At 69.0% G+C, this 24,050-nt stretch carries 20 protein-coding genes; 8 read left to right on the top strand and 12 right to left on the bottom strand.

Going from position 1 to position 24,050, the window contains the following annotated elements:
• On the bottom strand, positions 1 to 239 hold a 239-nt coding region (locus FL344_RS38520; RefSeq protein WP_194863103.1), incomplete at its 3' end, for a hypothetical protein.
• Positions 240 to 265: 26 nt separating this feature from the next.
• Here FL344_RS38520 and FL344_RS14090 point away from each other — a divergent pair.
• From FL344_RS14090 to larC, 6 genes are all read left to right on the top strand, one after another.
• Entirely contained in the window at positions 266 to 688 is a 423-nt protein-coding gene (locus FL344_RS14090) for a chemotaxis protein CheW (RefSeq protein WP_011556619.1), read from the top strand.
• A gap of 70 nt (positions 689 to 758) precedes the next feature.
• Positions 759 to 1,127 (top strand): response regulator, encoded by a 369-nt coding sequence (locus FL344_RS14085; protein ID WP_011556618.1) that lies wholly within the window; start codon positions 759 to 761, stop codon positions 1,125 to 1,127.
• 53 nt (positions 1,128 to 1,180) lie between these two features.
• Complete coding sequence (locus FL344_RS14080) at positions 1,181 to 3,685, top strand: chemotaxis protein CheA (protein WP_141618890.1); 2,505 nt, start codon at positions 1,181 to 1,183, stop codon at positions 3,683 to 3,685.
• Entirely contained in the window at positions 3,682 to 4,284 is a 603-nt protein-coding gene (locus FL344_RS14075) for a chemotaxis protein CheC (RefSeq protein ID WP_141618889.1), read from the top strand. Before FL344_RS14080 ends, FL344_RS14075 begins: the two co-directional genes overlap by 4 nt.
• Positions 4,285 to 4,309: 25 nt before the next feature.
• Positions 4,310 to 5,062 carry a nickel pincer cofactor biosynthesis protein LarB gene (larB, locus tag FL344_RS14070; RefSeq protein ID WP_090488050.1) on the top strand — a complete coding sequence of 251 codons (753 nt, stop codon included), beginning with the start codon at positions 4,310 to 4,312 and terminating at the stop codon, positions 5,060 to 5,062.
• A gap of 5 nt (positions 5,063 to 5,067) precedes the next feature.
• A complete protein-coding gene (gene larC / locus FL344_RS14065) occupies positions 5,068 to 6,240 on the top strand; it encodes a nickel pincer cofactor biosynthesis protein LarC (protein WP_194863102.1) in 1,173 nt (390 codons plus the stop codon).
• An 88-nt stretch (positions 6,241 to 6,328) separates the two neighbouring features.
• Here the strand turns inward: larC and FL344_RS14060 are convergent, their stop codons facing one another.
• The 10 genes from FL344_RS14060 to FL344_RS14015 all read right to left on the bottom strand — a co-directional run bounded on the left by FL344_RS14060 (position 6,329) and on the right by FL344_RS14015 (position 20,253).
• Positions 6,329 to 7,717 carry an ATP-binding protein gene (locus tag FL344_RS14060; RefSeq protein WP_141618887.1) on the bottom strand — a complete coding sequence of 463 codons (1,389 nt, stop codon included), beginning with the start codon at positions 7,715 to 7,717 and terminating at the stop codon, positions 6,329 to 6,331.
• A 58-nt stretch (positions 7,718 to 7,775) separates the two neighbouring features.
• Positions 7,776 to 9,518, bottom strand: a complete 1,743-nt coding sequence (locus FL344_RS14055; protein ID WP_228565037.1) for a DUF6311 domain-containing protein — start codon at positions 9,516 to 9,518, stop codon at positions 7,776 to 7,778.
• A 72-nt stretch (positions 9,519 to 9,590) separates the two neighbouring features.
• Positions 9,591 to 11,489 carry a hypothetical protein gene (locus tag FL344_RS14050; RefSeq protein WP_141618885.1) on the bottom strand — a complete coding sequence of 633 codons (1,899 nt, stop codon included), beginning with the start codon at positions 11,487 to 11,489 and terminating at the stop codon, positions 9,591 to 9,593.
• 21 nt (positions 11,490 to 11,510) lie between these two features.
• Positions 11,511 to 13,136 carry a hypothetical protein gene (locus tag FL344_RS14045; protein ID WP_141618884.1) on the bottom strand — a complete coding sequence of 542 codons (1,626 nt, stop codon included), beginning with the start codon at positions 13,134 to 13,136 and terminating at the stop codon, positions 11,511 to 11,513.
• Between the two features lie 46 nt (positions 13,137 to 13,182).
• The gene (locus FL344_RS14040) at positions 13,183 to 15,045 is read right to left on the bottom strand and encodes a hypothetical protein (protein WP_228565036.1); all 1,863 of its coding nucleotides are present in this window, start codon (positions 15,043 to 15,045) and stop codon (positions 13,183 to 13,185) included.
• A gap of 11 nt (positions 15,046 to 15,056) precedes the next feature.
• Entirely contained in the window at positions 15,057 to 16,790 is a 1,734-nt protein-coding gene (locus FL344_RS14035; RefSeq protein WP_141618882.1) for a caspase family protein, read from the bottom strand.
• Positions 16,787 to 17,545 (bottom strand): hypothetical protein, encoded by a 759-nt coding sequence (locus FL344_RS14030; protein ID WP_194863101.1) that lies wholly within the window; start codon positions 17,543 to 17,545, stop codon positions 16,787 to 16,789. The genes FL344_RS14035 and FL344_RS14030 overlap by 4 nt, the downstream gene beginning before the upstream one ends.
• A complete protein-coding gene (locus FL344_RS14025; protein WP_026113866.1) occupies positions 17,542 to 18,234 on the bottom strand; it encodes an RNA polymerase sigma factor in 693 nt (230 codons plus the stop codon). The genes FL344_RS14030 and FL344_RS14025 overlap by 4 nt, the downstream gene beginning before the upstream one ends.
• Before the next feature lie 842 nt (positions 18,235 to 19,076).
• Complete coding sequence (locus FL344_RS14020; protein ID WP_141618880.1) at positions 19,077 to 19,736, bottom strand: hypothetical protein; 660 nt, start codon at positions 19,734 to 19,736, stop codon at positions 19,077 to 19,079.
• A 70-nt stretch (positions 19,737 to 19,806) separates the two neighbouring features.
• Positions 19,807 to 20,253, bottom strand: coding sequence for a hypothetical protein (locus FL344_RS14015; protein WP_141618879.1), 447 nt, complete (start codon positions 20,251 to 20,253; stop codon positions 19,807 to 19,809).
• 257 nt (positions 20,254 to 20,510) lie between these two features.
• On the opposite strand from FL344_RS14015, the gene FL344_RS14010 reads away from it, so the two are divergent.
• Entirely contained in the window at positions 20,511 to 21,236 is a 726-nt protein-coding gene (locus tag FL344_RS14010; RefSeq protein WP_228565035.1) for a helix-turn-helix transcriptional regulator, read from the top strand.
• Positions 21,237 to 21,288: 52 nt separating this feature from the next.
• Here the strand turns inward: FL344_RS14010 and FL344_RS14005 are convergent, their stop codons facing one another.
• Entirely contained in the window at positions 21,289 to 23,310 is a 2,022-nt protein-coding gene (locus FL344_RS14005) for a lamin tail domain-containing protein (protein ID WP_228565034.1), read from the bottom strand.
• 216 nt (positions 23,311 to 23,526) lie between these two features.
• On the opposite strand from FL344_RS14005, the gene FL344_RS14000 reads away from it, so the two are divergent.
• Entirely contained in the window at positions 23,527 to 24,024 is a 498-nt protein-coding gene (locus tag FL344_RS14000) for a transcriptional regulator (protein ID WP_228565033.1), read from the top strand.
• The last annotated feature ends 26 nt before the right edge of the window (positions 24,025 to 24,050 follow it).

Below are 24,050 nucleotides of genomic sequence, written 5' to 3'. Positions count from 1 at the left end.
GGCCAGTGGCGCACGCGGCACACGGGTGTAGCGGCGGGGCGGGCCGTGGCACGGACGTCAGCGGCCGGAAAGAAGCCCGCACCGGGCAAGGCGGCGGCGGGCGGGAAGAAATCCGTGGCGAAGCCGGCCCCGGCGCGCGAAGGTCCCACCAGGCGGGCCGGCGCGAAGCAGACGTCCACGGCGAAGCGGGGCGCGGCGGGTTCGTCCCGGTCGAAGCGGTAGCGAATCGGGCCGGTCATTCCAGAGTGGATAGAACGTTACTCCTGTGCGGCACGTCATCTTCCGGGTGGAGAAGGAGCGTTACGGGTTGCCGCTCTCGGCGGTGCGGGAGGTCGTCGTGCCTCCCGAGCGCTTCACCCGTGTGCCGCGTGCGCCACTGGCCATTACAGGCGTAATGAATCTGCGCGGCAGGGTCGTGACAGTGGTAGAGCTGCGGCAGCTTCTGAGTCTTCCCGAGGGTCCTACCCCGCCCGGACGGGTGGTTCTACTGGACCGCGGGCGCAGAGACCTGGGACTGTTGGTAACAGACGTAGATGGCATCGAAGCGGTGGAGCGGGTGAGCACGGCGCCAGGAAAGATGACGCCTGCCATCCGGGGCGTCGCCAGGCTGGGTGGCCTGGGAGTGACTGTCCTGGACCCAGAAGGGTTGGACGCCGCGGTGGTTGCCTTGTTCACCCATTCCAAGTGAGTAGCCCCCTGGAAAGCGCGGATGCTAGTGTCCGCGCTCCTCTAGGTGATTCGGAGGCGGAGTTCTTCACATGGCTAAGCGGGTCCTGGTCGTCGACGATGCCATCTTCATGCGCAACATGATCAAGGACATCTTTGCGTCTGGGGGGTTCGAGGTCGTCGGTGAGGCGGCCAACGGCCTGGAGGCCGTGGAGAAGTACAAGGAGCTCAAGCCCGACCTCACGACGATGGACATCGTCATGCCCTTCAAGAGCGGCATCGAGGCCACGCGAGAGATCATCAAGGCGGACAGCAGCGCGGTGGTCATCATGTGCTCCGCGCTCGGGCAGGAGAGCCTGGTGATGGAGGCCATCGAGGCGGGCGCCTCGGACTTCATCGTCAAGCCGTTCCGGGCCGAGGACGTGCTGGCCGTGGTGAAGAAGGTCCTGGGCGAGACGTGAGCGGCTGCGCCCTGGCGCGGGCTGTCCACCCTTCCTGACACGAGGCCGGGTCCATGACGATGGACATGTCCCGCTACCTCGGGCTCTTCATCTCCGAGGCGACCGACCACCTGGAGGCGCTCGGGCGTGACCTCGTGGAGCTCGAGCGCGAGGGCTCGTCCAGCGCGGTGGATTCGATGTTCCGCCATGCCCACTCGGTCAAGGGCATGGCGTCGTCCATGGGCTTCGAGCCCATCGCCATCGTGGCGCACCGCGTAGAGGACCTCGTGGACGCCGTCCGTCAGGACCGCGGCCGCCTGGACCGCGACCTGGTGGACCTGCTGCTCACCGCCGCCGACACCATGCTCGCGCAGGTGCGCGCGGTGGCGGAGGGCAAGCAGCCGGATGATTCCGCGGCGCTCCTGACGCAGCTCAGCCAGCGCGTCACCACCATGACGGGCCAGGCCCCGGCCGCCACGCGCGTCGCGAAGGTGACGGCGCTGAAGCCGGAGGGCGGCGGCTCGGATGGCACGGGCTCGGATGGCCCCGGCGGAGGCTCGGGGTCTGGCTCGGATGGCTCGGGCACGGGTGGCGGAGCGGGCGGCTCAGGCGGAGCTGGCGGCTCAGGCACCGGTGGCGGCACGAGCGGCGCAGCAGGAAGTGGGTCGAGCGCTGCGGGCGGAGCTGGCGGCTCGGGCCCTACAGGCGCCGGTGCCAGCCCTGCCTCAACGCACGGTGGCGGAACTGCTGGCAGCGGCACCCGGAGCAGCGTCGACGGAGGCGCGGGCGCCGCGGGTGGCAGTGCCAGCCCAGGCGTGGCCAGCGGCACCGGTGTTGACGGTGCGGGGCCCGGCTTGGCCAGTCCCAATCTGATGAACGGCGGGCCCGGTCCCTCCGCCACCTCCAGCGCGCCGAATGGAGCGCACGGCACCAGCGCCCCATCATCCCCGGACGGAGCCACCGGAGGCGTGGTGGTGCCGCTGTCCACGCGCCGGGCCTCGGACGCGCCCGGCGCCGACGCCGGAACCGCGACCCCAACGCCCGACCTGGCCAACTCCCTGAAGGCCGCGGCCAGCGCGCCGCTCCCGGAAACGCTGGCCCAGCGCTGGGCGGTGCGGCTTCGCATCGCGCCCACCTGTCAGGTGCCCGGCGTGCGCGCCTTCCTCGTCCACAAGCGCCTCACCAACCTGGGCACGCTGGTGGAACTCCGGCCCGCGCTGGAGGAGCTGAAAGCCGGCCGCATCCCAGACGGCAACATTCAACTGGAGCTGGAGACCCCGGCGGGCGAAGCGGGCATCCACGCGGCGCTGAAGAACGTGGCCGAGGTGGAGGTCATCTCGGTGAAGCCCGCGGTGGCCGCGCCCGTGGTGCAGCCCACCCTGGTGCCTGTCCCCGACGGCGCCCGAGCGCCCTCGGACACGGCGTCGCGCACGGTGCGCGTGCGCACGGAGCTCCTCGACTACTTCCTCGACACCGTGGGTGAGCTGATGCTTGCCACGGCCCGCCTGCGTGAGGTGGGCAAGGTGCTGCCGGAGAACACACGCCCCGCGCTGGAAGAGGGCGTCTACCGGCTGCACACGTTGGTGAAGGACCTGCACGACAAGGTGATGACGGCGCGCATGACGCCGCTGTCCCTCATCACCGACCGGCTGCCTCGGGCAGCGCGAGACATCGCCCGTCGCAAGGAGCGCGAGGTCGACCTGGTCATCACCGGCGCGGAAATCGAGCTCGACCGGGCCATCCTCGAGGAGCTGTCGGACCCGCTGCTCCACCTGCTGCGCAACTGCATCGACCACGGCCTGGAGGCGCCCGAGGATCGCGCCGTCGCGAAGAAGGGCCCACGGGGCCGGGTGCTGGTGGCGGTGAAGCGCGCCAGGGACCGCGTCATCATCGAGCTGGAGGACGACGGCCGCGGCATGGACCCCGCGAAGCTGAAGAACGCCGCGGTGTCGCGAGGCCTGCTCTCGGCGGAGGCCGCGGCGCGCCTGACGGACCGCGAGGCCTTCATGCTGTCGTGCCTTCCGGGCGTCTCCACCGCCAAGGACATCACCGACATCTCCGGCCGCGGTGTGGGCATGGACGCGGTGAAGCGCGTGGTGGAGAACGTCGGAGGCACGCTCGAAATCGACAGCGAGCGAGGCCGGGGCACCCGCTTCACCCTGCGACTTCCACTGACGGTCGCGGTGGTGCACCTGCTGCTGGTGGAGGTGGGCGAGGAGGTCTTCGGCCTGCCCATCGCCAAGGTGGTGGGTGCGACGGAGGCGGACGGCGAGTCACTCAGCCGCAGCCGCGAGACGGCCCTGCTGCCCCATGGTAATTCGCTGCTGCCGGTCCATTCGTTGGATGCGCTGGTGGGCGTACCTGCCCCCCGGAGACTGGGAGCCCGGCCTTTCGTGGTGATGGACGGGGATTCCGGCCGGGTGGCCCTGGCGGTGGACCGCTTGTTGGGACAGGAGGAAGTGGTGCTCAAGCCGCTGTCGCGGCCCCTGGACTTGCTGCCCGGCCTGTCCGGCGTCACCATTCTGGGAAGTGGGCGTCCGGTGTTCATCCTGGACGTGCCGAGGTTACTGTCCGCGTGAGCCAGCCCCTGCACAGCGACGCGCAACTCGACGCACTGCGCGAGGTGGCCAACATTGGTTGTGGCCACGCGGCCAATGCGCTCTCCCGGTTGATGGGGGGACGCAAGGTGGACCTCTCCATTCCCCGCGTACTGCTGACAGGTCCCTCCGACGCCGCCGAGCTTCTGGGCGGAGCCGCGCCGGTGGTGTCGGGGTGGCTCGGCATCCAGGGCGGGCTGCGGGGTGCCCTGTTGCTGGTGCTGCCCCAGCAGGACGGAGCCGCGCTGGAGGCGCTGCTCCTGGAGGGACAGCCCGTGACTCATCAGGCCGAACGGGACAGCGTGATGGCGGAGACGGCGAACATCGTCGCCAGCGCCTGCCTGTCCGCCATGGGCCGGCTGACGGGCTGGAAGCTGGTGCCCACGGTGCCCACGGTGCGGCGAGGCCGCGCGCGGGACGTGGTGTCCGACGCGGTGGGGCAGGTGGAGGGCGACGCCAGCAGCGTGGTGGTGCTGGAGGCCCGCTTCCTCGCGACCGCGGCGCCTCCGGTGGGGGGACAGCTGCTGCTGGTGCTGGCGCGGGACAGCATCCGCGACCTGCTGGCGCGGCTGGGCGTGTAGCCCGTTTCGAGCTAGACGGGCGCCCATGGATGAGAAGGCGCTGAAACAGCTCCTGGGCAGTGTGAAGTCCGGCCGCGTCTCCGTGGACGACGCGGTGGGCAAGTTGAAGGACCTGCCCTTCGCGGAGCTGGGGTACGCGACGCTCGACACGCACCGCAACCTGCGCTTCGGCTTCCCGGAGGTGGTGCTGGGTGAGCCCAAGACGGTGGAGCAACTGCTGGGCATCGTCGGGGCGTTGGTGGAGCGCAAGCAGACGGTGCTGGTGACGCGGCTCCAGCCGGACAAGGCGGAGGCGCTGGTGGCGCGCTTCCCCAAGGGCGAGTACCACCCGGTGGCGCGCATCTTCCATCTCAAGCAGGGCAAGGTGCGCGCGGGCCGCGTGGCCGTGGTGACGGCGGGCACCAGCGACATCCCCGTGGCGGAAGAGGCGGCCACGACGGCCGAGGCCATGGGCGCGGAGGTGCGGCGCGTCTACGACGTGGGCGTGGCCGGCATCCACCGGCTGTTGCGGCGCCGCGAGGAAATCCAGGAGTGCCATGCCGCCGTGGTGGTGGCGGGCATGGAGGGCGCGTTGGCCAGCGCGCTGGGCGGACTGGTGGGGATTCCCGTGGTCGCGGTGCCCACGTCGGTGGGCTACGGCGCCAACTTCAAGGGTGTGTCCGCGCTGCTGGCCATGGTGAACTCGTGCGCCTCCAACGTGGCCACGGTGAACATCGACAACGGTTTTGGCGGTGGCTTCTACGCCGCCCTCATCTCCCGGACGAAGGGACGCAGGTGAGCACCATGCGACGCATCCTCTACCTGGAGCCGGTGGGTGGCATCGCCGGGGACATGTTCCTGGCGGCGGGCCTGGACCTGGGCATTTCCCCGGCGGAGCTGGAGCGCGCGCTGTCGGGCCTGCGCGTCCCGGGCTGGAAGCTGGCGGTGAGCCGCGCGGTGCGCCACGCCATCAGCGGCACGCACCTGGACGTCGTGCTGGATGCGCGCGAGGCCCATCCGCACCGCGCCTACGCGGACATCCGGCGCCTCATCGAGGAGGCGGACACGCTGCCCCCGCGCGCGAAGGAGCGGGCGCTGGCGGTGTTCCGCGCCATCGGCGAGGCGGAGGCGAAGGTCCACGGCGTGTCCATCGACGACATCCACTTCCATGAAGTGGGCGCGGTGGACTCCATCGTCGACATCTGTGGCGCGGCGGTGGTGCTGGAGCTGCTGGGCAACCCGGAGGTCCATGCGGCGCCGCCGCCGCTGGGCAGCGGCACCATCCGCGTGGCCCATGGCGCCATGCCCATTCCCGTGCCCGCGACGCTGGAGTTGCTGCGGGACGTGCCCGTGCGCTTCGAGGGCGTGGGGGAGCTGACGACGCCCACGGGCGCGGCGCTGCTCAAGGTGCTGGCGCACATCGGCCATCCGCCGGACTTCATCGTGGAGAAGGTGGGCTACGGCGTCGGAACGAAGGACTTCAAGGACCGGCCCAACGTGCTGCGCGCGTCGCTGGGCCGGCTGGAGCAGGCCCGCAACGAAGGGCTCTGGGTGGTGGAGGCCAACCTGGACGACGCCACGCCGCAGTTGCTGGGGCACCTGCTGGAGCGGTTGCTCGCGGTGGGCGCGATGGACGCGTGGGTGACGCCGGTGGTGATGAAGAAGAGCCGGCCGGGGCACCTGCTGAGCGCGCTGGTGGAGGGCGGCACGCGCGAAGCCATCGTGGACGTGGTGCTGCGCGAGTCCACCACGCTGGGCGTGCGCTACCACCGCGTGGAGCGTCAGGCGCTGGAGCGCGACTGGGTGGAGGTAGAGACGCCGTGGGGCAAGGTCCGCGTGAAGCGCGGGCTGCGCCAGGGTGTGGTGCTCAATGCCCACCCGGAGTTCGAGGACTGCCGCCAGGTGGCGGAGGCCGCGGGCGTCCCCGTGAAGCAGGTGATGGCCGCGGCGGTGGCGGCGCTCGGCCCCAAGGACTGAGCGCGGTGGGCTCCCTCTCCGAGGGCTTCGCGGACAGCTTCGTCAGGGGGCGATGAAGCCCCGGGCGCGGGCGCGTTGACCGCGGTGGTTACGCCGGCAAGCGCACCTGGATGCGGGTGCCGCTCTGCTCGGCGCGCACGCACAGGTCGCCGCCATGGCGCTCGACGATGCGCCGGCAGACGTCCAGGCCCATGCCCGCCGCATGGGGCTTCGTGCTGAAGAAGGGCTCGAAGATGCGCGGCAGCAAGTCCTTGGGAATGCCCGGCCCGTCGTCGGAGACCTCGACGACCACGTGCGCGGCATCCTTCCAGGTGCGCAGTCGCACGCGGCCTCCGCGCTCGCCCAGCGCCTCCAGCGCATTGAGCACCAACTGCGTCCACAGTTCGTCGAGCGCGACGCCTTCCGCCTTCACCCGGGGCAGGCGCGGGTCGTACTCACGCTCCACCGTGAGGTGCTCTCCGCGCAGCCGGTGGCCCAGCACCGCCAGCGCGTTCTCCAGTCCTTCGTGGATGTCCACGTCCTCACGCGGCACCGGGTCCATGAAGGCATAGGCCTTCACGCCTTCGACCAGTGCGGACACGCGCGCCGTTCCTCGCGTCACCTCCGCCATGAGCACGTCACAGCTCACCGCCACCACCAGCCACGCGAGCACGTCGCCCAGCAGCGCCCCGCCCACGCGCGTCGCCACCGACTCCAGCCACGCGACGTCCAGTCCGGAGGCCACCAGCGCGGGCGCCGCATCCCACGCATCCGCCACGCCGCGCGCCTCCAACCAGGAGCCCAGCGCTTCCTCGCGCTCGGCGCGGGCCAGGGGCTCCAGCGGCGGAGAGGTCCGCCCGCGCTCCGCCGCTTCCCGAGGCAGCGCCAGCAGGACGCTGCGCTGGGGCAGGGACAGGCCGTGGTCGCCCAGGGCCATGGCGCGCGCGGACACCGTGGCCATCAGCTCGCCCAGCCGCGCCGCGCTCCGCCGGGCCGCCGCGGCGGGGCTGCCCAGCTCGGCGCCCAGTTCGGCCGCCATGCGGCCCACGGGCAGCACTTCCGACTGAGGACGGACGTCTTGCGCCTGCTGCTGGGAGCGCTGCGAGGCCAGCTCCATCAGTCCCCGGCTGAGTCCGGGCGCCAGCCGCAGCAGCTCCCAGAAGGTGGCCGGCTCCATCCGGAACAGGCGCACGTCCGTCACCGCGTCACCGCTGTGGGGGTAGGGCGCGTTCAGGAAGAGGATGAGCTCGCCGAAGAGGTCGCCGGCCTCCAGCGTGAACGTGGGCACGCTCTCCGTGCCGGTGCGGCGGCTCCACTGCGTGTGGCCCTCCATGATGACGGACAGGCCATCCGCGGCGGCGCCTTGCTCGGCGATACGTGTGCCAGCGGGGAAGTGGAGTTGACGGCCATGGTCCGCCATCCAGCGGAGCTGTTCTCCGGTGAGCCGGGCGAACAGCGGAACCTGGCGCAACGCCGCGACGATGTCGTCACTTCCCATACGCCGGGATGCTGCCTGTCCCCGCCAGGGAGTCCATCGGATTCGGCGGGGCCCCGCGCTATCGCAAGGGTTGCCGCGTCAACGCCTGAGCGAAGGCGTCGTTCCGCTGCCCGGCCACGCACACCGGCAGCCCCTCCAGCATCCCGCAGCGCGCGCCCGCCCGGAGGAAGGCGCCCACCTGCTGACGCACCACGACGTACACCGTGTCCCCGTCCACGCCGCCAGGGCGCATGGTGGCGTTGCACTCCTCGGCGATCGACGGTGGGGTCCGAGTGACGTAGCCGCTGTTGAAGGTGAGGCCCAGCCGGTAGGCCATGTACCCCGTCGCGTTGACCAGCGGCTCGTTGTAGGGGCACACCCACTGCACCTGCGGCGGGAAGAGGGCCAGGTGCTGGTAGTGGCCCTTCAGCTCCGCCCACTCCGGGGCCTGGAGCCGACGGAAACCTTCCGGGCGACGGCGCAGCTCGCTCTTGTCCTGGCGCACATCGTAGGCCTGCACGGCGACCACCAGCGCGAGCACCGCCGTCCCCACCCAGGCGCGCTCTCGCCACTGCCGCAGCCACAGGAGGAGGGCGCCGCCCATCACCGCGTAGCACAGCGGCCAGATGAAGCGCCCGGACGCGCGGAACGCGGACGTCAGCCGCGAGAAGGGCTCGTACAGCCCGCCCAGGTCCACCACCACCTGGCCCGTCCACGTCACCCGGGACGACAGCGCGTAGACGGCCAGCAGCAGCACCGCCACCGCGAAGGGCAGTCCCCGCCGCCAGGGCAGGTCGCGCAGGGTGCGAAAGCGAAGCGCCGCACCCACGACGGAGAGCACCACGAGCAGCAGCGCCCCCGCGCCCACATAGCCGAAGCCTTCGCCCTGCCGCCGCGCCACGGGCAGCGAGGGCAGCAGTCGCGACCAGTCCGTGGGATTGAACAGCGTGGTCAGGTCGGCGGAGAACTGGCCGAAGCCTTCCGCGCCCAGGTTGCTGCCGACGAAGTAGCCGAAGAGGGCGAAGATGAGCACGTCCAGCACGACGATGCCCACCGAGGCCAGCAGCGCGCGTCCCCAACTGATGACGCGGCCCAGGGCCAGGCGCACGGTCAGCGCCATGGCCAGCGGCGCGAGCATGGCCACCAGGTACGGATGCGTGCCCGCGCCCACGGCGTTCAACGCGGCGGCCCACAGGAGGCTCCGCTTCGCCGCGTGGGCGTCCGGTGTGTCGCGCAGGTGCAGCCACATCATGGCCACCAGCAGCCAGTGCGAGCACAGCGTCAGGTGCCCCAGTCGCGCCGCCATGGGCGGAGCCAGGGCCAGCAGCAGACCGCCCAGCAACTGGTGCGTGGGGCGGGACGAAACGACGGACACCAGCTTCGCGCCGAACCAGCCCATGAGCGCGAAACCCAGCGCCAGCCAGAGGCCGTGGTACTGGAAGTCAGCGGGCAGCAGCGCGTTGAAGGGCTTGAACAGCACCGCCAGCAGGGGATTGCCGTCCGTGAGCGCCACGGAGGTGCCATGCGGGAAGAGCTGATTGGGCGAGCTCGTGAGCGGCAGGCCCCACGGGGCGTTGCGGTAGAACAGCCAGCCGAAACCGGAGGCCGCCCAGTCCTCGCGTATCATCCAGTCGATGCGCGTGGGCGGAATCGCCCGGCCACCGCCGAGCCAGAGGAACCACGCCAGTCCACCCAGCGCGGCGCCCCAGGGCGCCCACCGGCTCGCGGGTGAAGGAGAAGGCGCAAGGGTGGGGGCGGGCGGAGTCGGGGCGAGCGCCGGTGAAGCGGATTCCCTCGACGCCGGTGGACTCGGGATCGTCATGGCGGCCTTGGTGGAGGCCGGCACTGTAGGACCGCGCTTCCCGCACGGGCAAGCACCGTTCCGGGCCGCGCGCTACCGGCCAGCCTGGAGGTGGCAAGGCGTGACGCTGTCGTTGTTCCCGATGAAGCGCTCCTCCGGCGGCCCGGTGTAGACGCCGTCCGCGAGCATCGTGGCCCAGCACGAGGGGAGCCGGGCGTTGTCCGTGACGATGAACGCGTCGCGCACGTGCGCGAGTGCCTCCAGGTTCAGCGCCGTCATCGCCGGATTCCCCCGCACCTCCAGGGTGCCCAGGGTGTGGAGCGAGCCCAGGGTGCTCAGGTGCTCCAGCGCGTCATTGCCCTTGACGTACAGGCCGCGCATCCACGTCACTTGCTCAAAGCCAGACAGGTCCGTCAGCAGCGGGTTGAGGTTGACGAACAACGCGCCACCCATGCTCTGGAGCTTTGGCAGGTCCGCCGCGCGCAGCAGCCGTGGGTTCTCCGCCAGGGTGACGTCCCCATGCACCCGGAGCAGCGACGGCATCGGGCCCACCTGCTCCAGCGCTGCGTTGCCCGCCACGGCGAGCGCGCCTGTTTCGGAGAGGGCATCGAAGCGGAGGTCCAGGAGCCGGGCGTTGTTCATCACGATGATGCGGTCCTTCACCACCGTCAGGTGTTCCAGTCCGGTGAGGTGCGTGAGGGCCTTGTTGCTGGAGATGTCGAGCATGCCGCCGACCCTCGTCAGAGGTCCCAGCCCCTCCAGGGATTGAAGCATCGGGTTGCCCGAAATAGTGACGCTCCCTCCCACCTCCGTCAGACGGGACACCGGCAGCTTCTCCAACGCGGCGTTCGCGTGAACGGTGAGCGTGCCCGCCAGCACCTGGACGTGGGGGAACGCGTTGGGGCTCCACTGCACGCCGGTGTTCCACAGGGTGAGGTCGAAGTGGGGCGCCACGGCGGCCACGCCGCTCAGGGACGACAGGGCGGGGAGCGAGTAGAGCGTCAGGCTTTCGACGCGAACGGCTGGAAGCGCCTCCGGTGTCTGCGGTCCGACGCGCACCTCGTTGAGCGGGTTGCTGCCGCGGATGCTCAACGATCCCCCCACGTAGCGAAGCCCAGACAGCTCCACTCGCGTCAGCGCCGGGTTGTCGTGGATGAACAGCGGACCTTCCACCGATACGAGGCCGGGCAGCACCACCGTCGTGACATCCGTGTGCTCGATGGAGAGCTCACCGCGAATGATGGAGAGGGACTTCAACGCTTCCAGGTCGGCCGCGTTCTCCACCACGTACATCCCGTCATGGGTCCCCGACAACTGGCACACGAAGGCGGCCGCGAGAACCTCGGTGTCGTCGAGCACCTTGTCCAGGTTGGTGTCCACGCCTGCCTCCACCCGGGTGCCTCCAGTGGTGCAGTTCGGGCCCGCGGGCTCTGGCCGCTGGCGCAGCAGCGTCGCCGCGGGGTCCGCGCAGAAGCGGGCAGCCGCCCGGAGCTCGCTGTCATCGAGCACGCCGTTCCCATTGAGGTCCGCGCCTGCCTCCAGGAGCGCGTTGTCGTACCGGCAGACGAAGGGCTGGGGCAGCAGCGGGCGCACGCGGGCGAGGACAGGCGCCGGCTCCATGCAGCCGTGGACCTCGCGCGTCACCTCGTCATCCGAAAGGAGGCCGTTGCCATCCAGGTCCGCCCCCGCCAGGGTGAGCTGCCCGCCCAGCGCACAGGGCTCACCGGGAGGGAGCTGCCGCGTGCGCACCAGCACGCCTGGTGAGAGCGTGGCGCAGATGTACTCGATACCTGTCACCTCGTCGTCGTCGAGCACGCCGTCATCATCCCAGTCCAGCCCCGAGCGCACGGCCTTCCCACCGTGCTCGCAGTTCGGGCCGGAGGGCTCGTCGGTTACCCGGGTGCGCGCCTCGTGCTGCTCGACGAGCCGGCGCAGGTCGATGCCGTCACACCCGGCGGCCAGGACCAGCGCCAACATCCACGTCCATCGCATCGCCAGGCACCTTTCGGAGTGTCACTCGCCGCAGGTGGCGGTGTCGTCATTGCCGCTGATGAGGAGTTGCCCGGCGTCGCCCGTGTACACGGCGGACGCGAGCGCCGTCGCGAGGCATGAGGCGAGTTCGAGATTGTTCGTGACGTCGAAGGCCTGGCTGACCTGGTGCAGGTTGCTCAGGTCGAGCCGGGCGAGGCTCGTGTTGTCCGACACGCGAAGCGAAGCGAGTGTACTCAGGCCGCTCAGGCCCTCCAGGGTCGTCAAGGCGGGGTTTCCCATCACGCGCAGCTCGGACAGGTGACGGACCGGCGCGAGGCTGGAGAGCGCCTGCAGGGCCTCGTTTTCGCTGATGACGAGCGCGCCGCCGATGCTCCGCGGGGAGAGTCCTTCCAGGGAGCGCAGCGCCGGGTTCCCCGAGATGCGGACGTTGCCGCCGACATGGAAGAGGTTCGAGAAGGGAAGCGCTTGCAACGCGTTGTTGTCGGCGACGGTGAGCGAGCCCATGAGGTTGTCGACGTTGACGAGCACGGAATCCTCTTTGGGGTGGAACGCCAGGACATCATTGCCCACCACCAGCAGGCTCTCCCGAGGCGACACGCTCACGAGCCCGCTCAGGCTGCGCAGCCGGTCGTTGTTGCTCACGAGGACGCCCTGGCCCACGAACAGCCGTTGATGGTTGGCGCCGCCCGCTTGGAGCCTGTCCAGCGCGGAGTTGGCTGTCACATCGAGGTCGTCGCCCACGAAGCGCAGGACGGGCAGGTCCACCCAGGTCAGGAGTTGGTTGTTCCAGAGGCGCAGGGTGCGGTCCACCACCGCGAGCCCCGGCAGGCTCAGCTCGGTGATGGACGCGTCGTTGATCAGGAGCGACCCCTGGATGCGGGAGATGCGCTGGAGCGCGGCGAGGTCCGCGGGGGTCCGCACGGTGTAGTCGCCGTGGAGCGTGTGCAGGGCCTCGCAGACGAAGGCGGTCTTGTGGACCTCGGGCCCCAGGAGCGCGCCATCGTCATTCGAATCCACGCCCAGCCGGATGCCCGTGCCACCCTGGGGGCAGGTCGCTCCGGCGAACTCGGGCACGTAGACGACCATGAGCCGGGTCGGCTCCACGCAGACACTCTCCATGGCGCGGACCTCGTCTTCATCGAGGAGGCCATTGCCGTTCGCGTCAGGGCCGGCCTCCACCCAGGTGCGGCCCCAGCTACAGAGCCACGGCGGGACCGTCGCCGACGGCGGCTGATGCTGGCTTCGGTGAATCACAGGCGGGGAGACTGGCTCGGTGCAGCCGTACACTTCCCGGGTGACTTCGCCGTCTTCCAGGACATCGTTGCCATTCACGTCCTGGCCAGCGCGCGACACGTGGCCGCCGTGAGGGCACTGCTCACCGGGCGGCACGTCTTGCATGTGCACCAGCACTCCGGGCGTGGGCGTGGTGCAGACGTACTCGGTGCTCGTGACTTCGGCGTCGTCGAGCACCCCGTTGTCGTCCAGGTCCAGGCCCGCGAGAAAGACCCTGCCGCCGAGCGGGCAGCGGTCTCCGGCCGGCTCGGCGTCCACCCGCGTGCGTGCCTCGTGCTGAGTGACGAGCTTCCGCACGTCGATGCCGTCACAGCCCGCCGCCAGCAGTACCACCGCCATCCAGGTCCATCGCATGGGTGCTTCTCTCTTCCTCGTGACGGGAGTCGCCGCTGGGAGGCCTTCAATCGCAGGGGGTTGAGCTGTCGTTGCCGCGAATCTCCGGCGCGCCGCCCATGTTGACCCGTGCGGCGAGCGACACGGCCAGGCAGGTGGGGAGCCGGGGGTTCTCCGTGACGGTGAAGATGCTGGTGACGCTCTCCAGGGCATTCAGGTCCAGGCGCAGCAGGTTCTCATTGGAGAGCACAAACAGCTCCTCCACCGATTGGAGGAGGACGAGGTCCGACAGGTCGGTGAGGCTCGCGTTGTTCTCCAAGGTCAGCACCTTCAGCGAGAGCAGCCGGTCGAAGCCCATCAGCCGGGAGAGCTGTGGGTTGTTGCCGATGAACAGGAAGCCGCTGTTCTGCACCTTCTGGAGCCCCCACAGGTCCTTCAACACGGCGTTGGAATTGAACCGCATGCCGGAGGTGACGCGCTCCAGCTTGGGGAACGCCCCCGCGGCTTCCAGCGCGGGGTTGCGATCGAACTCGAGCGTCCCCACCTGGGTGAGTTCATTCATGCCTTCCACCGAGCGCAGATTGGTGTTGTCCCGCACGTGGAGGCCTCCGCCAATGGACGTCAGCGCTGGCATGCCCCACAACCCGGAGAGGACCTCGTTGTTTTCGATGACCAGGTCTCCCACGACCGTATGCAGCACTGTTCCGCTCAGGGTGCTCAGGGCGGAGTTCTCGATGATGTTCAGGGAGCCGCCCAGCCATTCGAGGTGCCGGAAGGGAAGGGTGGAGAGCTTCGCGTTGCCTTCCAGGGTGATGCTGCCGAGGAGCGCGGAGACGTATGTGAAGTAACCTCCTTCGAGGGCATCGTTGTCTCTCAGGACGATGTTGCTGCCAGGAAGGACCGCGCTCACGCCCACGAGCGTGGGAAGCAACGGATTGGACACCAGGCTGAAATCTCCCCAGACCCAGAGCGGAGCGCGGCTGCCGCTGCCCAGGGTCAGCGTGGTCAACGTGGGGTTTCTGGCGACGGTGAGCGGGCCGGCCACGAGGCGCAGCGAGGGCATCTCCAGACGCTCGAGCGGCGTGTCGACGATTTCGAGCGCGCCTTCGACCATCATCAAGTCCGGAAGGTGAACCTCCGTGGCGGACTCGGCGTCGAAGTAGAGGCTGCCGCGCACGCGGGAGATGCCCTCCAGCGCCACGAGGTCCACCGCGTTGCGCACGCGGTAATTGCCGTCCAGCGTGTGGAGGGGCTGGCACACGAACATGGATGACATCACCTCTTCGTCTTCGAACAGGCCGTCCGCGTCCGCGTCGGTGCCCACGTCCACCTGGGTGCTGGGCGTGGGACACGCGGTGCCCGCCGGTGCCGTTGCCTGACGCAGCCAGACCTCGGAGGGGAGCACGCAGAGGTTGGACGTCGCCCGGACCTCGGAGTCGTCCAGCACGCCGTTGCCATCCTGGTCCTGTCCCGCCTCCACCACGGCGCCGTTCTCCCCGCAGGGGAAGAGGAGCGGCTCCCGTGGCCGTACGCGGGTGACCACGGCCTCCGAGCTGGCGCAGCCGTAGACCTCGCGAGTGACCTCGCTGTCCTCCAACTCGTCATTGCCATTCGAGTCCTGGCCCGCGCGGTACACCCTGCCGCCCTCGGTGCAGTTCTCACCGGGGGGCTCTTCCTGCACGCGCATCAGCACGCCGGGGATGGAGGTGACACACGCGTATTGGGTGACGGTCACTTCGCCGTCGTCGAGCACGCCGTTGTCGTTCAGGTCCAGGCCCGTGCGGACGAAATGGCCACCGTGGACGCAGTTGGCGCCCGCGGGCTCGGGTTCCAGCCGGGTGAGCGGCGGGTGCTGCCGGACGAGCCGCTCCAACTCGATGCCGTCACACCCCGTGACGAGCACGAGCATCACCATCCACATGCGTTTCATGAGCAATTCTCTCAGCGTCGCAGCGCCAGCTCGAAGCCGAACGCGCGGTCCCAGTAATTGCGCTGGTCCAGGGTGACGCGGTCATAAGTGAGCGTGGCCGCCAGACGCAGCCGCACCCCCGCCAGCGCTCCCGTCACCCCCGCGGCGGTGTACATGGAGAGCACGGTGGGGTCGCCCATGCGCACCTGTCCGCGAGTGATTCCCAGAAAGCCCCAGCCCGCTCCCGCCTCCAGGAACAGCGGCACGCGCAGGCGGGCCGGTGCCTGTGCGCCCAGGAGGCCCAGGAGCGCACCCCGGTGGGTGCGGATGTCGTCGGTGGCCAGGGGCGTCAGGCCATAGGAGGCGCGCGCGCCGTAGTAGAGCGACGGCAGGGGCGCCTCGCGCCGCCACGTCACCGTGGGGCCGGTGGCCAGCGTGCTCAATCCGAGCGGTGCCTGCTGCCCCGTCCAACCCAGGTCCCAACCCCCCATTGTGTCGGGCCGCTGCGCCATGAACCGCGGGAAGGTGCCGCCCGCGCTCGGAGGAAACGCCTGGGATACGCCCACGGGCGCGAGCCCGGTGACCGCCACGTAGCGCTCGTAGAAATCCTTGTCGAGCGGCACCGCGAACAAGCCCTTGCGCAGGGCCTCCTCGGCGGGGCCTCGCTCCTGGAGCTCCCGGTCGCCCATGTCGATGATGCCGTTGGTGGACAGCTTGGCCAGGGTGATGCGGGCTTCCTGCGTGGGCGTGCGAATCCAATACACGTCGCGTTCGGGCAGGCGCAGCAGCACGTACTGGTCCTTGGATCGGCGCACGTCGGCCAGCCGCCGTCCGTCTGAATCCTCGACGGAGATGCGCGAGTGCTCGAGCCCTGCGGGCAGCGGAAGGCTGGGACCCTTCGGAGCGGGGCCCACCAGCGGACGCCGGGGCTCGCGGGTGGGGGCGAAGGCGTGGAGCGACAGGCGCGCGGGGAGGCCCTTCACGCCCTGGAGCGACGCGGTGACGAAGGCGCCCAGCTCGCTGTACTCCACCTTGCCGTCGCCGTTGATGTCCGCCGCGCCCATGAGGCCGGAGCGGGCCACGTGGCTGAAGACGCCCGCGCGGATGCGAGACCACTCGTGCGTCTCGCCGTCGTCGCTCTCCGCGAACACGGCGCCCACGGTGGGCCGGGTGGCGAGCTGCTCACGGGCCAGCATGCCGCGCAGCTCCGCGAGCACCGCCGCGTCTGTCTGACCGCCGCGGCTGCCCACGACGCCAGACGCGCGGCACGCGTCCACGATGAGGTGGACGTAGTTGGCGCCGAGCGGGTCCACCACGTCCGCGTAAAGGCTTGCTTTATCCAGACGTCCACCCGCGAGGGTGAAGTACGCGCGTCCGGCCTCGTCTGTATTCCCGTGGCCCACGTAGACGAGCAGCACGTCTGTCTGGCGTCCCAATTCGTGGTCCACCAGGTTGGCCGCGCGGAGGCGGGCGACCTCTCGCTTCACCTCGTCTGGCGTTGGGGGCCGGGCGCCCGCGAGCACCGGCCGGGCCGTGGCGCGTGTCGCCTCGTCCGGGTCCACCAGAAGCGTGGTCTCCACGCCCAGGCGTTGAAGCGTCTCCGCCCACAGCACGCCGTCATCATCCGCGAAACGCAACGACGGGAGCGACGGGTCGTCGCTCCCGTTATGGGCAATGACCAGGGCGCGGCGAACCACGGCTTCGGCCGAGGCACCACGGGCTAGCAGCAGTGCCGCGGCGCCGAGGAGCACTCCCAGCTTTTTCATGGAGCTTCCTCTACCCTCACTGACTGCTTGAGCACCACCGTGCCCTCTGTCTGTTCACCGCGCAGGGTCGACAGGGACTCGGCCGGGCTGCCTGCGAAGACAGCGACGACTTCGACGGTGCCCGCCGTCTCTGGCATGGGCACGGTCAGCTCGAGGGGGGCTTCCTTGCCCAGGCCTCCGGACAGGGGGAAGGGACCGGCCGTCACCTCCGCTTTCTTGGCGCCGCGGACCTGGACCGCGACGTGGGTGAAAGGCGCATGGCCACCGGCGGCGAAGGCCAGCATGGCACCGGCGCGGCAGGCATCTCCGGCGTGCAGCTCGCGCAGGGCCTGGCCCGGGGTGGCGCAGAAGACTCGCAGGGCGACGCCGGGCGGCGCGGTGCCTTCGCCGCGGGCGACGAACTCGCCGGGCGTCGTCGTGGCGGTGGGGATGAGCACCACCGCGAGGAAGACAGCGGCCAGCGCGCCGCCGAGCAGGGCCAGGGAGGGCCACCGGGACGGAGCCTGTTCCGGCGCGGCCGCGGCGAGGGCGGCCTCCAGGCCTCCGTCTGACAATGCTTGGAGCTCCACGGAGGAGGGGGTGTGGATGTCATTGCCCTCCAGGGCGCGGTGGGCCTGGGCCCAGCGCTCGTAGCGGGTACCGCAGCGCTGGCAGGCGTGGGCGTGGCGCAGCAGGCGAGCGGACTGGTGGGAGGACAGGTCTCCCAGCGACCACCGGGTCAGGCTGGCGTCGATATGTCTCTCGTACCACCTCATGAGGGCATGCTCCCTATTGCGCACAAGGCGAGCGAGGCCAGGAGGACTCCCAGCTCCATCCGCCCGGGCTCGGCCGATGCGTCCAGCCAGCCCGAGTCCTTCAAATGCTCGGTGAACTGCGTCCGCATCCGCCGCTCGCGCACCCGGACTTCGCCTCGGGTGAGCTGGAGCTGCTGGGCGGCGGATTCCTGCGAAAGTCCTTCCACGAAACGCAGCTGCGCCAGGGCGCGGCCTTCGTCCGTGAGTGTGTCGAGGAAGGCGCGGACCAGGTCGCGCACTTCGGTGCTGAGGGCCTCTTCTTCCGGCGTCCGGCCCTCGGTGGGCAGGTGGGGCAGCTCGGGCGCATCGTCCATGGGGACGGCCTCGCGGGACACGCGCCCCGACGCGCGCATCAGGTCGATGGCCGTCGAGCGCGCCACCGTGAGGAGGAAGCCCAGGTAGGGGCGAACCCCGTCATAGGCCTGCCGCATGTTGGGCCGGAAGGCCCGGACGAACGTCTCTTGATGGGCGGCGTCCAAATCCAGCGCGGACAACGCGGCGCTCCGCGTCCCCCCATCCGTGCCCACCGCGAACTTTCGCGAGAGGTAGCGGAGCACCTCCGGCGAATAGGCTCGGTACACCTGCGTGAGGACGGACGTCTCCCCTCGGCGGAAAGCCTCCAAGACGGACCGGTCGTTTCCAGGCAGCACGGTAACTCCGTCCCTCGTCGCGAGCCGGCTCGAGCCCAATGCCCGGCCGTCCGTCATCCCTTCAAAATGGGATACGGAACGGGGTCGCAAAATGGGTCGCGCCTATAACGCATGGGGCGCATTTTCATTGTGTCCGGTCGGGCGATTCCTGGCCGGGGAGGGGGAGAGGGCGGGCTGGGTGCATCACAACCCAGGATACTTGGTGACGGATGTCGCTACCGCTAGAGGCCGGAAGCACGGCATCGTTGTACCTGAAGTTCGGCGGCATCGTGGGCAACTAAAGTCAAAGGGTAGAGATGGAGATAGCGCGCCCGCGTAAGCTGCTAACCGATAATGGCCCCAAAGAACTTAAGCTTCACAGGAACCTGCTGTGCGTTCGGAGAAGCTGAGTAGTGTCGCGCGAGGCCGCGCTAGGTTCGGCGACTAATGGGCCTGGGGATTGCTGCGGTAGGCGCGCCTCTCATCGAGCTTAGGCAAGGATAGCGGCTCTGGAGGGGAAGCTGTATTGGGCGACGTTGTGAGCGTGTTTGAATTCAAGGTGTGCGACATTGGCTCGGGCTGGAGTTGTTGATATTTGTTTGACGTAAATGGGTTTTTGCATTTGGTGAGCATCATCCGCTTCGGTGGACAGGCCGCGCTCCTAACCCGAAGTTCATGCGGCAACTGGTGAGTCTGCCGGGCGCTGTGCCGCCGCTGGAAGTGGGGCTACCTGCGGTCCACGCCGGCGGTTGCGCTTCAATCTCAAGGGGCGACGGTAGACGCGCTCATGGACGCGATAGTCACGCGCAGCGCCCCCCTGGTGAGCCAGGATGTCTCTCGCGCGTCTTCCGTGCCCACTCCGCTCAGGGGGCCAGTTCCGCGCCTGCCCGTGCGAGGAATGCGACGGCCGCGACTCCGCCTGCCTGTTCCGGGCCCCCCTTGATTGCAGCCATGAACGGGCCGTCCCATCCGGCTGCGTCATCAATTAACCCCGCGCGAATGAAGTGCTGGAAGGACGTCTGGCTTGGATGGGACATCTCAAGCCGACACATGGAGCTGCGGCACTCCAGGGAAACGACGTGAGCCCCCTGGGGCAGATGGGTGCGGAGCCGCTCCACTCGCTGTGAGGCCTCGCGGCTCCAGGCGGGGTCAACCCCCTCGCTGAAGAAGCGCGCATCCAGCCGGGTGACCACCTCGTCCGCGGTCATTTCCGGCTCGGACGCCTCCATGGAGGGCTCCACGCTGGACGGGCTTGGGGGCTCGGGTATCTGTTCCTGCGCGGCTGGGCTGTTCACTGGGACTCTCACGGCCTGGGCCGCCTGGGCCTCACGCGCCACCCGAGCGGAATGAGCGACCGCCGTCTCAAGTTCACGGACCTGCGCCTTCAGCGCGCGCAATTCAGCGGCGCTCGGCCCGCCAGCCTCATGGCGATTCAGGTGCCCGTCATCCGCGAGCCAGAAGACACTGTAGGCCAGCCCTCCTCCGAGGAGAGCGGCGCCAATCATCACCGCATGTCTGGTCATGCCTCATCAACCGGAGTGCCCGCGCTTTCGCGGGCACTCCGCTCCGTCATGAATCGAGGTGTGTGACGCGTTACGGCGTGTGGTCCACCGCGACGAGCATCCCGCCCGGATCCACCTGACAGTTGAGGTACATGTACCCCCCGCTGGGCATGTAGCCATCCGTCAAGGTGATGATCTGCCGCGAGCCAAAGCCCGGAAGCCACTTGCGCGTGCCTCCCCAGGCAAGCGTGCCTTCCCGATTCACTCCCGCCACCGCGCACCCCACGTTGTTCGAGGAAGTGGCTCCGTAGGCGGTGACGAGCACCGTCTTGCTGCCTGCGCCATCAATCGTCAGGGCAAACTCGTAGCGCCTTTGCGTCGTACAATTGTTGTACATGGCGCTGCCGCTCATTCGGAAACACTCTCCATCTTCCCAGCTCACGGGCCTGCCACCGCTCGCGGGGAAGGAGCGGGCCATCACCGCGATGGGGAGGATGACGATAAGCGCTAGGGCACCCTGCTTGAGTTGTCTTTTCATGGGCATTTCTCCTGGAGTAAGGACTCCAGCGCGAATCTTTCGACTCGGCATGCTTGGCGCGCAACGCACTAAAGTTAGGGAGTTCCCCCATGCAGTGTGACGCAGGAGGTTCGGTGGTCGGCAGCTACCTTCGAAGTGCTCAAGTCCGCGCACTGCTTCGTCTCGTCAACGAAGCACATGAGCTGCCACCGGGGCCGTCAGCACGTCCCCGGCATCTCCTCGCCGGCCTGTGCAGAATCCTGGGAGCGGAGACGGGGGTGTTCGTCCTGGAACATGACTTCAGACCTGACAGGCACCGTGCGTTCACGCTCATCGCGATGGAAGGCTGGGATGGCTGCGCGTTGTCCGCGCTCAAGGGGCTTCAGGAGTCGGGCAGTGCCTCTAACCCAGCCATCCGCTCGCTGATGGAGCGCCCCCCGACGCCAGGTCATGTCGTCACCGCGAGGCGCGAAGAACTCGTCGAAGATCGTGATTGGTATGGCGCTCCCTATGTCGAGCATTACCTGCGCCCGATGGGCCTCGATGTCGCGGTGTACTCGTGCCTGTGGTCCCATTCACCGGGCGTGGTCCAGGGGATTGGCATCCACCGTGGACTGAGTGGGCGCGTCTTCGATGACGCAGACCGTGAGCTGATGCACGTATTCCACGTGGAATGCAGGGGAATGCTCAGCCCTCAGACTCCCATGGAGGATGCGGCCTTGGATCCCAGGCTCGCGCCGCGCGAACGGCAGACACTGGACTTGCTCCTATGGGGGCTCGGAGACAAGCAGATCGCGGCCCAGCTTGGAATCAGCCGCTTCACCGTGAATCAGTACACGAAGGCCATCTACCGGCGTTTCGGCGTTCAGTCGCGAACCGCGCTCATCGCGCGGCTGCTCGGCGGAGACGCACGGGGCCAGGGCACGACGACACGACTTCCAGAGCAGGTCGGCGAGGCGAAACAAAGACGCCGGGCGCCGACGCCCCGGGCGCGTGGTACCTGAACTTACAGGGGCGTAGAAACGCTGCGCCACGGCGTTCTCCGGGCAGTTTTCGTTAGAACGCCGTGCCGTTCACCCGCCGCCCAGGCGAAGCCTCAACACCGGGCGACAGCTGCGTATGCGGCACCCAAGTTCCCGTGGAGCTCCCGTCCGGGCTCCGGTTGTAGGAGATGCCCACCTCTGTGTCCTGATAACCCGCGCTGTCCTGCACACTGTTGTCCGGCCGCACCAGGAACACGGTGTCGCCGCTGCTGCCCGTGTTGACGCCCCGGTTGAAGTACAGCCCGCCTCCCGAGGCCGCCGTGGCGTTCGTCACGCCCGCGGGCACCGCCGTCGGACCCGAGTACACGACGTACGACTTGCCCGGCTGAATCATCGTCCCCGCCGGGAATACGTGCCGCGTGTCGTCTTCGCCCGCGTAGGAGCTGGCGTCGTGAATCTTCCAGCCGCCCAGGTCCACCGCCGTGGTGCCCGTGTTCACCAGCTCGACGAACTGCTGGTCATAATCCGGCGTCGTGGTGCCCGGCTTGTTGTGCGACTGCGGCAGGTACTCGTTGATGAACACCTTGTACTGCGTCCCGCCCGTCCCCGTTCCCCCGCCGCCTGCATTCCCGAAGTTGAAGCGGCTGATGATGGGGTAGTGGTCGGACGTGTTGTTCCGGTAGCCCGTGATGTTCGGCCGCAGCACCTGGGTCGAGTTGGGGACGTAGCTGGTCCACATCTCGTTGGTGACGAGCTGATGGTCGATGAACGTGCTGCGGCTCGCCGTGCTGCCAATGCCCGCCTCGGACAGGGCCTGGGTGGTGAACCGGTAGTTGGCCGAGTCGCTCACGAAGTTGCGGTACGGCGATTCATATTTCAGTCCGGTGCTGGGATTGGTCGCCATGGACACATCCACGTCGTCATTCCAGTCACCCACCACCATGGCCCGCTGGGTGGGCAGGCGAAGGTCCAGGTAGTCCTTGATCCACCCGGAGGCCGACAGGCGCCGCGCGTAGTCGTCGGCACCGGCGAGCGCCTTCATGTGGATGACCAACGCCGTCACGTCCACGCTGGCACCACCGCGCTGGATGCGCAGGTCCACGCGCAGCGGAGGTCGCCCGCCGAAGTCGTAGTCGTGGTTCAGCAGCACCACGTCCGCCCGCAGCACCTGCACCACGTCCGACTTGAACAGCACGCCCACCTTCTGCTCGTTGGCCGAGTAGTAGCTCGTTCCCGACGACACCCGCGAGCTGTCATCCGCCAGGAAGCCGTCGTAGCCCGGCAGCCGCGCCTTCAGCTCGTTGAACTGCGCCGTGCTGACAATCTCCGCCAGCCCCCAGAAGTCCACGCCCGCGTCGGCGATGACGGCCTGGGCATTGGCCAACTGCAACGGCTCGTCGTTGGGCCCATAGAGCGGGTCCCCGAACCACTCGATGTTCCAGTTCCCCACCGACAGCGGGAAGCTCCCATCCGGCCCGCCCCCGTCCGGCGTCTGCCCGGGACCCACCACTTCCAGCCCCAACTGGACCTCGGCCTCGGCGCCGTGGGCGTCATGGACCCGCAGGGTGATGGGATAGGTCCCCTGTCCCTGGGCCTGCCCCGTCAGCAATCCCTCGGGGCTCAGCGCGATGCCCGTGGGCAGCGAGCCCCCCACCAACTCCCACTGAAGGGGAGGGCGCCCGCCGGTGGCGACCAGGACGTGCTCGTAGCTGTCCCCCTCCGTGGCGGCGGGGAGCCCGTCGCTGGTGACCTCGGGGCGTGGATAGATTTTCAGCGCGTACGTGCGCACGTTCTCCAAGCCGTCCGCGTCCCGCACCGTCACGGTGATGGAGAAGTCACCGGCCTCGCTGCCCGGGCCCAGAAGCCGCCCCTCTCCCGTATAGAAGGAGAAGCCTGCCGGCGGCGGTGACACCGTGTAGCGCAGGGGCGGCTCGCCCCCGGACGCGGTGAACATGGCTTCGTAGGCAAGGCCCACCGTCGTCGGCGACAGCTCGACCGCGGGCAGACGGGGCGCTCCGGAGGTTCCACGTCCATCGGAGCAGGCGCACAGCAGGGTGAGGACGGCGAGCATCCCCGCCATTCGGAAAAACGGCATGTCGGCGGGCTCCAGCGCGGGCCTCGAGGAGTGGGGCACGCGACGCGCCCACTCTAGCCTCGACGGACGCCCGCATGCACGAGGCGCGTGGCACGAAAGGCAATGGCCGCCGACATCGTTCGTGTTTCAAGCGAGCGCTGGAAGGTTTTGCGCTCCGGGCAGCCGTGGAGTGGAATGGTTTTCGGGGGGATGACTGCCCCATGGAGGAGACAGCACATGGCCAGCAAGTGGGACAAGCAACTGATGGACTTCCTCAAGCGCACCGGTGACGAGCTCAAGCGCACCACCGATGACCTGCGCGGCGAGGCTGAGCGCCTCCTCAAGGAAGTGAAGGACCCTCAGAACCAGGCCAAGGTGAAGGAAGGCCTGGAGCAACTGCGCACCTGGGCTGCCAGCACCAGCAAGGTGGCGGCGGAGAAGATTGAAGTCGCTGTGCGTCAGGTCGAAGGCGCCGTCGAGCGCGCCTTCACGAACGAGGAGGGCGGCGAGCGGACCCCTCCCTCGCGCCCCGCCAAGGCGCCAGTCGAGCCCGCGGCGGAGGCCAAGGCCCCCAAGGCCAGCGCCTCCCGCCCCGCCGTGAAGAAGGCCGGGGGAAAGTCCATTGGCCGCAAGAAGCCCGCCGCCAAGGGCGCCGCCACGAAGACGGCGAAGAAGGCGGTTTCGGGTTCCAAGAAGACGATTGGACGGCCCAAGAAGCCCACCGCCGGAGCGTGAAGTTCCGCTGGGTGTGAAGCCCGCCT

It is taken from the genome of Myxococcus sp. AB036A, assembly GCF_006547355.1.
GTDB lineage: Bacteria > Myxococcota > Myxococcia > Myxococcales > Myxococcaceae > Myxococcus > Myxococcus virescens.
Note: the sequence above shows the minus strand (reverse complement) of the source record. Positions and strands in the feature narration are given on the sequence as shown.

What these genes read in the sequence shown, in the direction of transcription:
- FL344_RS14085 (WP_011556618.1), top strand. Translation starts at nt 759, where the DNA reads ATGGCTAAGCGGGTCCTGGTCGTCGACGATGCCATCTTCATGCGCAAC.
- FL344_RS14080 (WP_141618890.1), top strand. Translation starts at nt 1,181, where the DNA reads ATGACGATGGACATGTCCCGCTACCTCGGGCTCTTCATCTCCGAGGCG.
- larB (WP_090488050.1), top strand. Translation starts at nt 4,310, where the DNA reads ATGGATGAGAAGGCGCTGAAACAGCTCCTGGGCAGTGTGAAGTCCGGC.
- larC (WP_194863102.1), top strand. Translation starts at nt 5,068, where the DNA reads ATGCGACGCATCCTCTACCTGGAGCCGGTGGGTGGCATCGCCGGGGAC.
- FL344_RS14060 (WP_141618887.1), bottom strand. Translation starts at nt 7,717, where the DNA reads ATGGGAAGTGACGACATCGTCGCGGCGTTGCGCCAGGTTCCGCTGTTC.
- FL344_RS14055 (WP_228565037.1), bottom strand. Translation starts at nt 9,518, where the DNA reads ATGACGATCCCGAGTCCACCGGCGTCGAGGGAATCCGCTTCACCGGCG.
- FL344_RS14050 (WP_141618885.1), bottom strand. Translation starts at nt 11,489, where the DNA reads ATGCGATGGACGTGGATGTTGGCGCTGGTCCTGGCCGCCGGGTGTGAC.
- FL344_RS14045 (WP_141618884.1), bottom strand. Translation starts at nt 13,136, where the DNA reads ATGCGATGGACCTGGATGGCGGTGGTACTGCTGGCGGCGGGCTGTGAC.
- FL344_RS14040 (WP_228565036.1), bottom strand. Translation starts at nt 15,045, where the DNA reads ATGAAACGCATGTGGATGGTGATGCTCGTGCTCGTCACGGGGTGTGAC.
- FL344_RS14035 (WP_141618882.1), bottom strand. Translation starts at nt 16,790, where the DNA reads ATGAAAAAGCTGGGAGTGCTCCTCGGCGCCGCGGCACTGCTGCTAGCC.
- FL344_RS14030 (WP_194863101.1), bottom strand. Translation starts at nt 17,545, where the DNA reads ATGAGGTGGTACGAGAGACATATCGACGCCAGCCTGACCCGGTGGTCG.
- FL344_RS14020 (WP_141618880.1), bottom strand. Translation starts at nt 19,736, where the DNA reads ATGACCAGACATGCGGTGATGATTGGCGCCGCTCTCCTCGGAGGAGGG.
- FL344_RS14015 (WP_141618879.1), bottom strand. Translation starts at nt 20,253, where the DNA reads ATGAAAAGACAACTCAAGCAGGGTGCCCTAGCGCTTATCGTCATCCTC.
- FL344_RS14005 (WP_228565034.1), bottom strand. Translation starts at nt 23,310, where the DNA reads ATGCCGTTTTTCCGAATGGCGGGGATGCTCGCCGTCCTCACCCTGCTG.
- FL344_RS14000 (WP_228565033.1), top strand. Translation starts at nt 23,527, where the DNA reads ATGGCCAGCAAGTGGGACAAGCAACTGATGGACTTCCTCAAGCGCACC.